The following is a 13,859-nucleotide window of genomic DNA, read 5'->3' as shown; positions in this document are numbered from 1 at the left end:
ATGCAGCATCTTGGGCTCATAGGATCGTGCGGTGCGATCGTACTGGGCGCGCTGGCGATATTCCTCGTCCCAGGCAACTCCGCCTTTTGTTTGGCCGTTATTCTTGGCGGCCTCGCTGCGTGGATCGTGGTGTCGGACCTGCGAAGCTGGACGATACCGGACGGAGCCGTCGTCGCTCTCGGTTTGCTCGGCATCTTGCTGCGGATTCCCCTGCAGGCCGCGCCGTTGATGATGGTGGACGCATCATTGGCTCTCGTGCTCGACTTCGTCCTGTGCGGCGGAGCCCTGCTGCTTCTGCGCGAATATTATTTCCGGACGCGGGGCGCGGATGGAATTGGGCTGGGGGATGTGAAGCTGGCGGGTGCGGCGGCTCTCCTTCTGGGCACGTTCGGCTTCGCCTGGGCCCTGCTGCTGGCCAGCGTGCTGGGGCTGCTGGTCGTCGTCGTGGTGCGCGCGATGAAACCCAACATGCGTTTTGATCGTATACCGTTTGGGGCGTTGCTCGCGCCAGCGAGTTGGCTGATGTGGCTCCAGCAAGTCTATTTCCTGGATGGGTCCGGGCAGATCGGATGACCGTGTTCGAATACCGAGCGATTGACGACAGCGGCCAGGTCCATACCGGGACGATGGACGGTGTCTCGCCCGAGAACGTTCGAATTGAGCTCGATCGCGCCGGAATGATCATGCTGTCGGCGCGCCAGATCGTTCGCGGCGCCAGGACCTGGCGAGAGCGGCTGACACCGGAACCGCCCAGTTCCGACATCACCCGTTTCACCCAGGATCTCGCGATGCTGCTGCGCGGCGGTGTCTCGCTCGACGAGGCGCTGTCGGTGGTCGCGAAGATGGAAACGCGACGCTGGCTGGTCACGCTCACCAGACACCTGCAAACTGCACTGGCGGCGGGAAAGAGCTTCTCGTCGGTTCTGGCCGAGCATCCACGTTATTTTTCGCCGCTCTATGTGAAGATGGTGCAGGCAGCGGAGGCATCCGGGCGCCTGCAGCATGCGCTGGCCGCGATTGCCCGCGAGCGCCAGCGCTCGGAAGCCCTGCGCCGCAGGCTGATCAGCGCAACGGCCTATCCCGGCTTCCTCGCGGTGGCTGCGACAGGCGTGATGTTCTTCGTGCTGCTCTACATCATTCCGCAGTTCGAGGGCGCGATTGCTGGGTTCAGGGATCGTCTCGCGCCCTCCACGCTTTTTGTCTTCCGCCTGTCGGAGGGACTGCGGGAAAATCTCGACGTCGTGCTGATCGGCATGGCGCTGCTGCTCGTCGTCTTCATCGTTGCCAAGCGGATCGCAGGCCGCGCCTCCGTCGGACAGGCGCTGATCGCAAAGGCCCCGTTCGTCAACCGCATCGTGAGTTACAATCTTACCCTCACATTCTGCGCGATGCTCGCCATGCTGAACCGGAACGGCGTCGACATTTCCACGTCGCTCGGCCTTATCCGGGACACGATTTCGCTGCCGGGTGCGGAGCGCAAGTTCGACGAGATCATCGCGGACGTGCGCAGCGGCGCCCGGCTTTCCGACGCCCTTGCACGAAGCACGCTTTTCCCGGCCCATGTCGTGCAGATGCTTCGCGTCGGCGAGGGCGCGGGTAATCTGGCGGAGAGCGGTGATCGCATCGCGGAATTCTATGAGGTCAAGCTCGACACTGCGCTCAAGCAACTGACCGCAGTGCTCGGCCCGGCGTTGATGATGCTGGTCAGCGTCATGGTCGGATGGCTCATCATCTCCGTGATGGGTGCCCTCATGAGCATCAATGATCTACTGATATGAGGCGCGAATGAAACATTGGCTGCAACAACACACTGCGGGTCAGCGACGCGCCACGCGAAAGCGCGATCGCAATGCCGGCTTCACGCTTGTCGAATTGCTGGTGGTGCTGGTCATTCTTGCATTGATCATGGGCCTCGTCGGACCACGCGTGCTGTCATATCTGTCGAGTTCGCGGGAACGTGCCGCAGCGCTGCAGATCACCTCGTTCAAATCGGCGCTGGATTTGTATTTTCTCGACACCGGCAGCTATCCCACCACCACTCAGGGGCTTCCCGCACTCGTCGTTCAGCCGGCTGGTGTCGGCGTGTGGGCGGGGCCTTATCTGCAGCAGTCGGAGGTACCTGCGGACCCCTGGGGCAACCCCTACCGCTATGTGGCACCGGGCGACGGCACACCCTACACGATCACCTCTCTTGGCGCGGACGGACAGCCCGGAGGCTCGGATTCCGATGCGGACATCACGAGCAACTGACCGTGTCGCGCAGGGAAGCCGCGCCAGGAATGCCGGCGCGGGCTTCGTCATGGTGGAAATGATGCTGGCCCTGACGATCCTGGCGTTGCTGGCGGCATTGGCCCTGCCTCTGTTTTCCACGCAGCGCGGTACGGCGCTGTTGCGCACCAAGACCGTCGAGGTCGCGACGCTCCTGCGGTCGGCGCGCAACTCTGCGCTGCTTTCCGGAGAAACCGTTGCCGTCACATTGGACGCCGACGCGCGCGCGGTCCTGTCGGGGCGCAGTGTCGTGGGCATTCCCGACACGCTTGCAATCGACATGTTGCCGGCAAGCCAGGGCGGGTTGCTGTTCTTCGCCGACGGGCGGTCGAGCGGAGGAGGCCTGTCGGTGCGCTCGTCGAGCCAGGCATTGCGCATCGTCGTCAACAGTCGAACCGCGACCGTGGACATCGCACGGTGATGCCAGGACGCGAGCCACGGGCACGCCGCGCCGGCTTCACCATGGTTGAGGTCCTGGTTGCCTTCGTCCTGCTTGCCCTGATCACGGTGACGGTCCAGCGGGGAATGTCGGAAGCTTTGGCCGTGGCGGCGCGTGCCAAGGACCGTTTCGGCGCCGAGATGGCGGCGCAGTCGCTGCTTGAGGCTCCCCTCGGGCAGGCCGGTGGGTTCCCGCAGCGCGGCAGCATGGACGGATATGACTGGGAGATGCGCTTCGAGCCGCTGTCCGGGGAGGCAGAGGACGCGTCCAACGCCCCCCCATGGGTGCCCGTTCGCGTCACCATCGAGATACGCCGCGCCGCAACGCCAAGGCTGCTTGCCGAGGCCGAGACGATACGCCTCGTCCGGACCGCGGCGCCATGACCGTTTCCCGCACATTCTGTCGCGGGAGAAGCAGGCACGACGCCGGCTTCATGATGGTCGAGGCTTTGATCACGATGGCCATCAGTGCCATGTTGCTGCTCGGGCTCGCCTCGGTAACCAGCCTTACATTCCGCGCCCTTGAACGTGCGACGACCGTGACCGGAGCATTGGAATCCCAAAGCCGCGTGCTGGCTGCGCTGGCGCGCGATATCCAGGGAGCCGCGCGCATCAGCTTCTCAGGCGAGGACGCACCGCTGATCTTCTCCGGAACGCCCGGCGATCTGATCTACGCGGAAACGCTCACACGGGCCGGCGAACGGCCCGACATGCGCGTCGTCCGCCTCCAGGTCCGCCTGGACGGCAGCAATGCGGTCTTGTCGCGCAGCGAGGCGCCGTTGCTTCCTTCCGCCCGCGGTGTGGAAGAGTTGCGCTTCGCGCAGCCGGAGGCTCTCTTCATCGGGCGGGCGCTGCCGCGTTTCGCCTATGTGGATGCGAGCGCGGGCGGCGAAGCCATACGCGATGGCTGGTCGGACGGCGCGGCGATGCCGGACGCCGTGCTGGTTTCGTTCGCATCAGAGGAAAACACGACCTCGCTTCGCATCCCATTGCGGGTAAATGCAGAACCGGCATGTGCCATATCCGGCAGTCGTTTTTGTACGCTTGCTCCCGTGCAGGTCGCGTCGCCAGACAGCAATGCCGCTGAACCCATCGATCCCGACGATCCGCTAGGCTGGATGCGCTATGCGCAGTGATGCGCGATCGGACGGGTTCATACTTTACACCGTGCTGGGCATGGTGGCCCTTCTTTCGACGGTCTTCGTCACCATTTCCATTGCGGCACGCAATAGCGTCGAAGGCATTGCCACCACCCAGGCGGACCTGGCCGACAACGCGCTCCTGCAGGCCGGACTGCACATGGCCGGGTATCAACTCGTGGTCTTGCGCAGAACTCTTGCCGCCGTGGACGGGCAGGAAATCCGTCTTGACGGTGGAGTCGTCCGGTTGGGGGTCAGCTCCGATGCAGGCAAGGCGGATCTCAATGGCTCCGACAGGTTGGTCCTGGCGGCGGCGTATCGTGCCTCCGGTCTCGAGGCCATGGAACCGGAGACTTTTGCAGCACGCATTATCGACTGGCGCGATGCAGATGATACGCCATCGCCCGGCGGCGCGGAGCAGGCGGACTATGGGGCAGCGGGTTTGCCGTTCGGGCCCGGCAACCGTGCCTTTGCCTCCATCGAGGAATTGCGTTGGGTGCTCGGGGTGTCGGTGACGGACATCGAGGCTTTGAGCGGCTTGCTGACCGTCTTCAATCCGCTCGGCAGATTGTCGCTCACCGCGGCCGAGCCCCGACTGGTCGCGGCGCTCGAAGGCATGGACGAAACCCGGATGGCGCTCATCGACAGCGCCAGGGACGTGACCGACCCGGCCGTCTTGACCGCGCTACTTTCCCAACTTGCAGAAAGCGCACAATTCTTCTCGATCGACCCGCCGACCGTCTTTCGCGTGTCGATCGCAGCCGAGGCTACCGGAAGCGCAAGGCGCGCCATTGTCGAGGCCGTCATCATCCCACCGGTCGACGATGGTGAACCTTTTCTCATCGCCGACTGGAAGCGCCGGGTATCAGGATAGATGGAGCGGGCATCCCAACCCCCGCGATCGCGGCATCAATGCCGCATGCGTTCACGAACGACGATGGTGCTATCACCATGCCCGCCCCGCCAACGCTGCTTCCCAGGAGCGTATTTCAGGATCGCCGCATGACGATCCCCTAGCCGACAGAGCCGCCGCCCGGCGAATGCCGATGGCGGAGAGAGTGGCCGTTGCACATGGTTCCACTATCAACCAGTAAGAACCTGCGTCCTCCTTGCGGCAAACCAACTGACGGAGGTCGGTCGGCATGCCGACGGCGGCAGTCTCTCCATGAACAATTTTCCCGCAGAACTCTAGGCACGCCTGTTCGTTCTGGTGGGTTTCAGATCAGATGTGTGCACCGAGATCTCGCGATCCTGGCATGTAGGCGATGTCGAAATTTTGCCGCGCCTTGATCCGTTCATACCAGTCCGCCACTCTTGGCAAGCGGTCCCAAAGATCCGTGCGGCCGCAATCCTCCAGCCGCACGACGGTCGGCGTCATGTTGACGTCCGCAAGGGTGTATTGGTCTCCGGCCAGGAAGCGGCTGCGTTGGAGCGCGTCTTCCATTCTTGCAAGCGCCTGGGCGAGTCGGTCGAGGGACTCTTCGATCTCCTGAGGGGAGAAGCCAGAGCGCCCCATCTTTCTGTAGAAATGTTTCCTCAGTGGCAGGCGCTCCGTGTAATCCCAGAATTCTTCTTCACTCATCCGGGACCAGATCGGCACAAAGAACGTGTTGAACGAGATTGGCCGGATCGAGGGTGTCGGCACTTCATCAATGTACTGACGCCATGCGCGCATGTGTGCAAGCGCCTTGAAATCCTTTGGCCTTACTGGATGATCGGGAAAGGCCTCGTCCAGATATTCTGTAATCACGCTGCTCTCGATAATCGGATCACCGTCGTGAACCAGCGTCGGCACGACACCGTTTGGATTGAGCTTGAGATAGTCAGGGGTCAGGTGTTCGGCCTTGCCGAAATTGATCGACTTGCCTTCCCAGTCGAGCTGCTTTTCAGCGAGCACGAGCCGAACTTTCTGGCTGCAGGTCGAGATTGGAGCGTGATAGAGAACCAGCATTCCGGCATCCTTGTTTGATGACGTTCGAACTCAGGTGAGCTGTAGAGGTACTTTCGAGTGGTGGAGGGCCGGGCGTCAGTAGGCGTCGTGCTTCAGCCCGCAAGCCTTGCAATAGGCTTCGTGCACCGGCCCGCGATTGAGGTGGTGCCGAAAGCTTTTCATCTCCGCGAAATACGGGATCGGTACGTGCACCGGTCGCTCGGGGGCATTGCCGAAATCGTCGAACAGCGTCTGAAGGGTGACGACGACGCGCTCGGCATCGTTGCGGTCGCGATACGGACCCAGCTCGATTTTGTAGGCCGCGGCAAGATAGTCGAGACCTTCCTCCCAGAGCGGCCGCGCCTCATCTGAGACATGCTGCAGATAATCACGCATCTCGCGCACGTCGTCTTTCGTGGAGATGGGTCCATGACCGGCGACGATGGTTTCGACATCCATGTCCATCACCATGTCGCAAACGTCGATCCAGCGCTTCACCGGCCCATACCAGGCGATGGGCGTACCGCCGTTGAACAAGATGTCGCCGGTGAAGACGACCTTGTCTTCGGGCACGTAGATCAATGCATCGCCGAGCGAATGCGCCGGCCCGACCTCTATCAGCTGGACCTTCTTTTCGCCGACCATGATGTCAATTGTACCCGAGAAGGTCTCGGTCGGAGGCGTCAGCTGGATGCCGGCGAAGTCGAATGGGCGGAAACACTCGCGCATGAACACGCCCGCACTGCCAAACTCCTCGGCATTGGTGACGATTTTCTGCACCACGGTGGGATCGAAGCGTGCAAAGTCGTCGACAGTTCCTTGCGTGGCGATGATGCGTGCACCGTCGACGAGCTGATTGCCGAAGGTGTGGTCGCCGTCGGCATGGGTATTGACCAGGATGCCGATATCCTTTGCTGCCGGGATCGAGGCACGATAGTCGGCAAGCATCTCGGCCGTCAGCTTCAAGTCGAAGAGTGTGTCGACCATCAACGTTGCGTCGCCGTCGACGATCAGCCCGGCATTCGACCAGCCCCAGCTTCCATCAGGCTGTAGGTATGCGTAGCAGCCGTTGCCGAGGTCGTGCATGCCTTTGGTGAATTGCCATTTGGCCATCGGAACTACTCCTTCAAGTCAGACGAGTGCCGTGGCGAGCCACGGGAAAAGGAAGATGAGCACCAGAACGAGGAGCATCATCAGCGCGAACGGCGCCGCTCCAAAGAAGATGTCGTTAAGCGTGACCGCGCTGTCAGGACCGAGGGTCGCCTTCACAACGAATACGGCTATGCCGAAGGGGGGGGTCAAAAGACCAATCTCCACTGCGATGATCATCAGCACTCCAAGCCAGATCAGGTCGACCTGGAGGCCCACAAGGATGGGAACGGCGATTGGCAGCGTCAGGAGGAGGATCGAGGCAGAGTCGAGTATGGTTCCAAGCAGGATGACGACGAGCAGCAATGCGATGATGATGCCGGTGACGCCCATGCCGGAATCGATAACGGCGGAGCCGAGCCACCCGGGCATGCCGGACATGGCCAGCATGCGGGAGTAAAGGCTGGCGCCGACGATCAGAAAGCAGATCGATGACGTTGTGTGGCCAGTTTGAACGAGCACCTGCCAGAAGCTCGCCCAGGAAAGCCGCCGCTTTGCGAGCGAAATCAAAAGCGCCCCCAGAGCGCCTGCCGCCCCAGCCTCGGTGGGCGTGAAGAACCCGCCATAAATGCCGCCGAGCACCAGAGCTATGAGAATGACGATTGGCGCCAGTTTGCTCAGCATTTCGCCGATGCCCATATCATGAACTGGATCGCCCTTGGCCGCACCGCCGCCGCCAATGAATGAGGGCCACCAACGGCCCATTGCCATGATTCCGGCGCAGTAGATCAGCGACAGAAGAATGCCTGGAATAATGCCTGCTATGAACAGCGAGCCGACCGATTGCTCGGTGAGAACGCCGTAGAGAATGAACAGCAGGCTTGGCGGCAGCAGCATGCCGAGGACAGACGACCCAGCAACGACACCGACGGAAAATCGCGGTGTATAGCCATGGCGCATCATTTCCGGCACGGCCACTTTGGTGAACACGGCGGCCGAGGCGATGGAGATGCCGGTGATCGCTGCGAACACGGCGTTGGCTGCCACCGTGGCAATGCCAAGGCCGCCCAGCACTTTGCGGAATACCTGCGCGGCGACTTCGAACGTATCCCGCCCGATACCGGCGATGGCAACCAGCAGGCCCATCAGCACGAAGAGCGGCACGACGCCGAATATGTAGTCGCTGATGGAGTCCTTGAAGGCCAGAACGAGCATGTTTGACGCGATGTCGAAATTGCCGCGGATAAGCCAGACGCCGCCAAACGAGAGCAGGATGAGCGCAATCGCGACATGCACGCCCGAATAGATGAGCAGCAACATAATCACGATGGAGAGGAGTGCAATTTCAACGCCGCTCATCGCGCGATACCCCGTGCGGCACCAAGATCGCTCCAGGAGAGCAGCAGAAACTGGATTGCTGTGGCAATGATGCCGAGGAAGATGAGGATAAAGAGCGGCCACTGTGGGACAGTGAAAAAGCCTGGATTGCCCATGAAATTGCGTTCCGGGTGCTGCCACGCGCCGACGACGCTCGGCCAAAACTTCCAGGCGATCATGAGGAGCAGCAGGGCGCCGATGAGATGGAAGAGCGTCAGTAGTGCAAAGCGTGCGCGCGGCGCGCGACGCTCCAGGACATTGAGCAGCACGTCCGATCGCGTCATCGAGCCGGAGCGCAGCGTGTGCGCGAGCTGGAGGAACACGATCCCGACGATCGAGAACGCGACGAGCTCGGGCACGCCCGCGATAGGGCGGCTAAGGAAGCTGCGGCCGACGATATCGGCATTGATGAGGATCATCAGACCGATGATCCACAGTGTTCCGACCGCGTTCATCGCGCCGATGAGGCGGGCAAATGGACCGCTGGGTACGGGAGGAGGAGGCGCGTCTTCGCGCGGTATTGCAGCGTCGTCGGCCATGACGGAAGACTCCGGTGATGCGGCATTTCTTCATTCTGGGTCTTCGCCGCGCACTATGCGGCGAAGACCCAGCGGCGGTCCGGCGAAGGCCGGGGAGGATCACTCCGTCAGGTAATCGCGCTCAAAGGTGAAGCCGGAAGATTCGAGGTTATCGCGATAGGCCTCCAGCACCGCGCGGCCCGGCTCGCCACGTGCCTCAGCAGCGTCGGCCCAGGCCGTCGTCGGGTTGGGCAGCGCCTCGATCCAGGCCGAACGCTCGGCAGGATCGAACTCGACGATCTTCCCGCCCGCGTCGAGCATGGTCTTCTTCGCCGATTCATACCGGGCTTCCTGCTCATCGAAATAGGCTACAGTGTAAGCCGTGGCTGCGGTGCGAAAGGCCTGCTTCACCTCGTCGTCGAACGTATCCCACTGCATTTTGGAAACGCCCAGACCACCAATATACATCGCGCCAAAATGGGTCTGATTCCAGTTCGGCGCGACTTCGTAGAGCTTGGCCGGAACACCGGCGGTCATCCAGCCGATATAGCCATCATAGACCCCGGTCTTGATGTCGTTGTAGAACGTGACGAAAGACCCCTGCACGCCAACTGCGCCGGTGCCAGCCAGCCAGGCGAGGTTCGGGCCGGCGCCGCCAAGCTTCACCCCATCCATGTCGGCAACTGTGGTGAATTCTCTGGTCGAGCCGATATTGTAATCGTCGATGGCGATACCGCCGCCGATATAGACGACGCCCGTGGCTTCCTCGAGTGCGGCCAAGGCGCCTTGTGTTTCGCTCAGCGCCTTTTCGACTGCCTCGGTCACGCCGCGTGCGTCGGCCGGACCGAACGGCATGGCGTAAGTCAGGTTGAGAAGTCCCATGGTCGAGGGATTGAAGACACCGCTCATCTGGCCGACGTCGATGATGCCTTGCTGGAAGGCTTCCGTCTCCGACCCCAGTTTGACGATGGTGCCGCCATAGCCTTCGGTCCAATTGATTTCAAAATTTCCGGTCTTGGCCAGCTCAGCATCAACCGTCGGGATCAGCGTCTCCTTGATGTGCTTCACCCAGAGAAACACTTCGGGGTGCCCCGTCGCTGCGGTGAGACTGAGGGTTTCCTGCGATAGTGCCGGTGCGGTTCCACAGCCAAGCGCCATGACGGCGACGCCAGCCCAAATAGCCTTGCGATACATGTCGTTCCTCCCTTTTTGAACTAGAGGCTCACTCCTACGCCTCGTGCTCGATAGGGAAACGCTAGCGGGATTTGAACATGTTGACAAGAGTTTTGATATGTCGTTCAACTCGACGCTCATAGGGTCGCGCAGATGTGCTTCCCGCAGCTGGCGACAGACATGGGCAGAGCTAGAAAGACAGAGCAGGGTCAGAAGGTCGTAGCGATCGAGCCGACGCAAAGAAACGCGGCGCTGACGCGCACACGCATTCTGGATGCAGCCGAGGCCGAGTTCGCGGATCACGGTTTCGATGGTGCGACGGTGCGCCAGATCGCGCTGCGTGCCGAAGTGCCGGTCGCCCTGGTCAACTACCATTTCGGCAGCAAGGAAGGGCTTTATCGCGCCATCTTTGAAATGCGCGCACCGATGATCATCGACCAGCGCATTGCAGGATTGAGGCTGGCGGAAATGGAGCCGGACGCCGAGCGCAAGGTGGAGATGATCGTGAAGGCGGTACTGGTGCCGAGCCTGCACATGCGCAGCACGGACAAGAATTCCAGCTATGCACGAATTCTTGCACGCGAGGTCTCCGACCCGAAATCGCATAACCGCATGGTCGTTGCCGAATTCTTCGACCCCGTCGCCTACAAGGTCATGGAGGCGTTGCATGCAGCACTGCCAGACAGGTCGCTTGAAGAGATCAACTGGGGCTACCAGGCGATGCTCGGGGTGATGGTCTACACGATGGCCGATACCGGCCGCATCAGTCGGCTGTCCGGGGGGCTGTGCGATCCAGAGGACGAGATGGTGACGTCAACCCATCTGGTCTCGCTGATGAAAGCGGCGCTTCTTTATGGCCGCGTGCCGTCGACGCCGAAACAGCCTGACCGGCAAGAGGAGCCGGAGTGAGCCAATCCAAGGGAGGACACCGATGAAGCTCGTCACCTATGAACAGAATGGAAAACAGCGTTCTGGCGCACTTGTCGACGGCGACGGCAGGATCGTTGATCTGGCAGGCGCCCACGAACAGGTGTTTGGCGAAAGGCATGCCGCCTTTTCTTCTGTGCAGGCGATGATCGAAGGCGGAGACGCCACGCTCGACCGCGCCTACGAGACGGTAAAGAAAGGCGCCAAGAACGCTTTTTCCAAAGACGACGTGCGCCTCCTCGCGCCCGTGCCAGTGCCGATCCAGATGCGCGATTGCCTTTGCTTTGAAACGCATCTCAAGCAGTCGTTCAACGCCGTGCGACGCGTTCGCGCCAATGCGACGGCCGACCCTGAGGCGGCAATGAAAGAATTCGAGGAGAAAGGCATCTTTGCAGTTCCCAAGACTTTCTACGAGCAACCGATCTACTACAAAGCCAACCGCTTTTCGGTCATCGGCACCGACCATGATGTGTTGTGGCCGAGCTATTCTAAGCTGATGGATTTCGAACTGGAGTTCGGCTTCTACGTGCGCAAGAAGGGCGTCGACATCGCCCGCGACAATGCACGCGACTACATCTACGGCTACACGATATTCAACGACTTTTCCGCTCGAGATGCGCAGACGCAGGAGATGGGCGGTCAACTCGGTCCGGCCAAGGGAAAGGATTTCGACTCCGGCAACGCCATGGGGCCATGCCTTGTGACCGCCGACGAGATGAAGGATCCCTACAATCTTACGATGGTGTGCCGCGTGAATGGCGAAGAATGGGGCCGCGGCAACACTTCGACCATGCACTGGAAATTTGAGGACCTGCTGGCCCACATCTCGCAGTCAGAGACGATCTTTCCGGGCGAGTTCTTCGGCTCCGGCACGGTCGGCAATGGCTGTGGCTTGGAACAGATGAGATTCCTTGCGCATGGGGATGTCGTCGAGCTGGAGGTCGAAGGCATCGGTATTCTTCGCAATCGCGTGCTGACCAGAAAATCATCATAGCGAAAATCGGTTCTTAGATGGTCGAAGGCGCGATGCGCCCCGGCCGTTTCATGCGCAGGTTGCGAACATGAACATCTACTCCATGCTTACCGACGCGGTCCGCCGTCGCGGACATGCGACTGCAGTTCGCTGCGGCGACAAGGCGATGGCGTATAACGGCCTGGATGGCGTGTGCGCTGCGTTGGGGGAATGGTTCATGCAACAAGGGTGCGCGCGTGGCGATCGCGTGCTCTTGTTTCTACGCAACTGCTTCGAGTTTCCGGTGCTCCTGCTGGCCCCGATGCGGGCGGGGTTGGTGGTCGTGCCGACCAACGCCAAACTGCATCCGCGCGAGGTGGCCTGGATCGCGGGCAATGCAGAGCCGCGCCTGATATTCACGCATCGCGAACATGTTGCCGAACTGAGGGCAAACCTGCCGGAGGGTCATTCCTGCGCGATAATCGCGATAGAGGATTTCGCTTTGCCGCAGCCGGAAGCCGCGCGCTCAATTACGGCGAATGTTGACCCCGATGATGCTGCGTGGATCTTTTACACCTCTGGCACAACTGGCAAACCGAAGGGGGCGATGCTCAGTCATCGCAATCTGATCGCGGCGACGGTGAACTGTCTTGCTGACGTATTTTCATTTCAGGGCTGCGACCGCGTCCTGCACGTGGCACCCTTGTCTCACGGCAGCGGTCTCTACTTGATCCCCTCGCTCGTCCGCGGCGCGGAAAACATTATCTACGACCGGGACGGGTTTCGTGCGGATGAAGTGTTCGAGACTGTGGCTGACATGTCCATCTCGGTAATCCCGTTCGTTGCGCCGACGATGATCGTCCGATTGCTCGAGGCCAGCCCGCGCATCGATATCGCAAGCCTGCGGGGCGTCATTTATGGTGGCGCCTCGATCCACCTCGAGCACATTCGAGAGGCCGTCGCGCGTTTCGGCCCGATCTTCCACCAGCTTTACGGGCAAGGGGAAGCACCCATGACCATCTCCTACCTGCCGGGCCCTGACCATCTTGATGCGGACGATGAGACGCTTGGCTCAGCGGGATATGTACGATCGGGCGTCGAAGTCCGCATTATCGATGAGGCGGACAATGATGTGCAAGATGGTGAAGATGGCGAGATTTGCGTACGCGGTGACGTCGTTATGAAGGGCTACTGGCGCAATCCGGAGGCGACCGCGAGTGCGCTGCGTGGCGGCTGGCTTCGTACCGGCGACATTGGCCGCTTCGATCCGGCGGGGCGACTGCGCATCCTTGACCGTCGCTACGACACCATAATTTCGGGTGGAACCAACATCTATCCAAAGGAAATCGAGGACGTTCTCGCTGCTTGTCCTGGCGTTCGCGAAGTGATCGCGTTTGGCTTGCCAGACGATGAGTGGGGGCAAAGTGTGGCTGTTGCGTTGGTTGTCGAGGATGCGAACCTTGGCGAGACCGAAATCCTTGCATATTGCAGGGCCAACCTTGCTTCGTTCAAGAAACCCAAGCACATCTTCTTTGTTCCTGAATTGCCCAAGAACGCGTACGGAAAGGTGCTACGGCGAGACCTGCGAAACGAACAGGCGAGGCTTGTTCTCGATCGCATTCTGCCCGCGCGCAGGGCGCCGGATGCACCGACCTGACAAGTCTTCGGCCTCCATTCCCGTTCACTGAGCCAGAATTCGCCCACAGCGCATACTCCGGCGTCCATACGCCGATGCGCCATCCGCGAGAACGCGGATCAGGTCGGCTCGTTGTCCAGCAGCGAGGGTTGGGCGTCGAATGGTTTCTGCCTGGCTCGACCGAAGCCGAAGACTCGCCAGAAATTCAAAACGAGGTCAGTTCAACCAGATTCATTCCTATGACGCCTCGGTATGTGCCTCAGTCGTATCGCGCGACGATAAAAGCTGACTACGCAGTGCTGCGTTCATAGGTGATCTCGCCGCCACAGATCGTGGCAGCGACCCGAAGCGATGCGATGTCTTGAGGCTCGATGCTCTCGATATCGCCGTCGGCGCAAGACCGTCTATCCTA

Annotated in this window: 15 protein-coding genes; 10 read left to right on the top strand and 5 right to left on the bottom strand. The window is 61.0% G+C overall.

From position 1 onward, the window contains the following. The 7 genes from AAFN84_RS10460 to AAFN84_RS10430 are packed head-to-tail and all read left to right on the top strand — an operon-like array spanning position 1 to position 4,719. Positions 1–573, top strand: coding sequence for a prepilin peptidase (locus AAFN84_RS10460; protein WP_347514490.1), 573 nt, complete (start codon positions 1–3; stop codon positions 571–573). Next, positions 570–1,778, top strand: coding sequence for a type II secretion system F family protein (locus tag AAFN84_RS10455; protein WP_347514489.1), 1,209 nt, complete (start codon positions 570–572; stop codon positions 1,776–1,778). Before AAFN84_RS10460 ends, AAFN84_RS10455 begins: the two co-directional genes overlap by 4 nt. A 7-nt stretch (positions 1,779–1,785) precedes the next feature. Beyond that, positions 1,786–2,250, top strand: coding sequence for a type II secretion system major pseudopilin GspG (gspG, locus tag AAFN84_RS10450; protein ID WP_347514488.1), 465 nt, complete (start codon positions 1,786–1,788; stop codon positions 2,248–2,250). After that, entirely contained in the window at positions 2,228–2,689 is a 462-nt protein-coding gene (locus AAFN84_RS10445; protein ID WP_347514487.1) for a GspH/FimT family pseudopilin, read from the top strand. The genes gspG and AAFN84_RS10445 overlap by 23 nt, the downstream gene beginning before the upstream one ends. Beyond that, positions 2,689–3,090: a type II secretion system protein gene (locus AAFN84_RS10440; protein ID WP_347514486.1), complete on the top strand. Its 402-nt coding sequence runs from the start codon at positions 2,689–2,691 to the stop codon at positions 3,088–3,090. The genes AAFN84_RS10445 and AAFN84_RS10440 overlap by 1 nt, the downstream gene beginning before the upstream one ends. Further along, positions 3,087–3,842, top strand: a complete 756-nt coding sequence (locus AAFN84_RS10435) for a hypothetical protein (protein ID WP_347514485.1) — start codon at positions 3,087–3,089, stop codon at positions 3,840–3,842. The genes AAFN84_RS10440 and AAFN84_RS10435 overlap by 4 nt, the downstream gene beginning before the upstream one ends. Beyond that, the gene (locus AAFN84_RS10430; protein WP_347514484.1) at positions 3,832–4,719 is read left to right on the top strand and encodes a hypothetical protein; all 888 of its coding nucleotides are present in this window, start codon (positions 3,832–3,834) and stop codon (positions 4,717–4,719) included. The genes AAFN84_RS10435 and AAFN84_RS10430 overlap by 11 nt, the downstream gene beginning before the upstream one ends. Positions 4,720–5,067: 348 nt before the next feature. Here AAFN84_RS10430 and AAFN84_RS10425 read toward each other — a convergent pair whose 3' ends face one another. From AAFN84_RS10425 to AAFN84_RS10405, 5 genes are all read right to left on the bottom strand, one after another. Then, entirely contained in the window at positions 5,068–5,796 is a 729-nt protein-coding gene (locus AAFN84_RS10425; RefSeq protein ID WP_347514483.1) for a glutathione S-transferase family protein, read from the bottom strand. A gap of 75 nt (positions 5,797–5,871) precedes the next feature. Further along, positions 5,872–6,888, bottom strand: a complete 1,017-nt coding sequence (locus tag AAFN84_RS10420) for an MBL fold metallo-hydrolase (RefSeq protein WP_347514482.1) — start codon at positions 6,886–6,888, stop codon at positions 5,872–5,874. 18 nt (positions 6,889–6,906) lie between these two features. Further along, complete coding sequence (locus AAFN84_RS10415; RefSeq protein WP_347514481.1) at positions 6,907–8,223, bottom strand: TRAP transporter large permease subunit; 1,317 nt, start codon at positions 8,221–8,223, stop codon at positions 6,907–6,909. Further along, the gene (locus AAFN84_RS10410; RefSeq protein WP_347514480.1) at positions 8,220–8,780 is read right to left on the bottom strand and encodes a TRAP transporter small permease; all 561 of its coding nucleotides are present in this window, start codon (positions 8,778–8,780) and stop codon (positions 8,220–8,222) included. Before AAFN84_RS10410 ends, AAFN84_RS10415 begins: the two co-directional genes overlap by 4 nt. 99 nt (positions 8,781–8,879) lie before the next feature. Beyond that, entirely contained in the window at positions 8,880–10,061 is a 1,182-nt protein-coding gene (locus AAFN84_RS10405) for a C4-dicarboxylate TRAP transporter substrate-binding protein (protein WP_347514479.1), read from the bottom strand. Positions 10,062–10,112: 51 nt separating this feature from the next. Between AAFN84_RS10405 and AAFN84_RS10400 the strand changes: the two genes are divergently transcribed. The 3 genes from AAFN84_RS10400 to AAFN84_RS10390 all read left to right on the top strand — a co-directional run bounded on the left by AAFN84_RS10400 (position 10,113) and on the right by AAFN84_RS10390 (position 13,468). Next, positions 10,113–10,841, top strand: coding sequence for a TetR/AcrR family transcriptional regulator (locus tag AAFN84_RS10400; protein WP_347514478.1), 729 nt, complete (start codon positions 10,113–10,115; stop codon positions 10,839–10,841). A gap of 22 nt (positions 10,842–10,863) precedes the next feature. Then, positions 10,864–11,853, top strand: a complete 990-nt coding sequence (locus AAFN84_RS10395; RefSeq protein WP_347514477.1) for a fumarylacetoacetate hydrolase family protein — start codon at positions 10,864–10,866, stop codon at positions 11,851–11,853. Positions 11,854–11,920: 67 nt separating this feature from the next. Then, positions 11,921–13,468, top strand: coding sequence for an AMP-binding protein (locus tag AAFN84_RS10390; RefSeq protein WP_347514476.1), 1,548 nt, complete (start codon positions 11,921–11,923; stop codon positions 13,466–13,468). Positions 13,469–13,859: the final 391 nt, after the last annotated feature.

Origin of the sequence: Mesorhizobium sp. CAU 1741 (genome assembly GCF_039839275.1) — a bacterium.
Taxonomy (GTDB): domain Bacteria; phylum Pseudomonadota; class Alphaproteobacteria; order Rhizobiales; family Rhizobiaceae; genus Aerobium.
Note: the sequence above shows the minus strand (reverse complement) of the source record. Positions and strands in the feature narration are given on the sequence as shown.

What these genes read in the sequence shown, in the direction of transcription:
- AAFN84_RS10460 (WP_347514490.1), top strand. Translation starts at nt 1, where the DNA reads ATGCAGCATCTTGGGCTCATAGGATCGTGCGGTGCGATCGTACTGGGC.
- AAFN84_RS10455 (WP_347514489.1), top strand. Translation starts at nt 570, where the DNA reads ATGACCGTGTTCGAATACCGAGCGATTGACGACAGCGGCCAGGTCCAT.
- gspG (WP_347514488.1), top strand. Translation starts at nt 1,786, where the DNA reads ATGAAACATTGGCTGCAACAACACACTGCGGGTCAGCGACGCGCCACG.
- AAFN84_RS10445 (WP_347514487.1), top strand. Translation starts at nt 2,228, where the DNA reads ATGCGGACATCACGAGCAACTGACCGTGTCGCGCAGGGAAGCCGCGCC.
- AAFN84_RS10440 (WP_347514486.1), top strand. Translation starts at nt 2,689, where the DNA reads ATGCCAGGACGCGAGCCACGGGCACGCCGCGCCGGCTTCACCATGGTT.
- AAFN84_RS10435 (WP_347514485.1), top strand. Translation starts at nt 3,087, where the DNA reads ATGACCGTTTCCCGCACATTCTGTCGCGGGAGAAGCAGGCACGACGCC.
- AAFN84_RS10430 (WP_347514484.1), top strand. Translation starts at nt 3,832, where the DNA reads ATGCGCAGTGATGCGCGATCGGACGGGTTCATACTTTACACCGTGCTG.
- AAFN84_RS10425 (WP_347514483.1), bottom strand. Translation starts at nt 5,796, where the DNA reads ATGCTGGTTCTCTATCACGCTCCAATCTCGACCTGCAGCCAGAAAGTT.
- AAFN84_RS10420 (WP_347514482.1), bottom strand. Translation starts at nt 6,888, where the DNA reads ATGGCCAAATGGCAATTCACCAAAGGCATGCACGACCTCGGCAACGGC.
- AAFN84_RS10415 (WP_347514481.1), bottom strand. Translation starts at nt 8,223, where the DNA reads ATGAGCGGCGTTGAAATTGCACTCCTCTCCATCGTGATTATGTTGCTG.
- AAFN84_RS10410 (WP_347514480.1), bottom strand. Translation starts at nt 8,780, where the DNA reads ATGGCCGACGACGCTGCAATACCGCGCGAAGACGCGCCTCCTCCTCCC.
- AAFN84_RS10400 (WP_347514478.1), top strand. Translation starts at nt 10,113, where the DNA reads ATGGGCAGAGCTAGAAAGACAGAGCAGGGTCAGAAGGTCGTAGCGATC.
- AAFN84_RS10395 (WP_347514477.1), top strand. Translation starts at nt 10,864, where the DNA reads ATGAAGCTCGTCACCTATGAACAGAATGGAAAACAGCGTTCTGGCGCA.
- AAFN84_RS10390 (WP_347514476.1), top strand. Translation starts at nt 11,921, where the DNA reads ATGAACATCTACTCCATGCTTACCGACGCGGTCCGCCGTCGCGGACAT.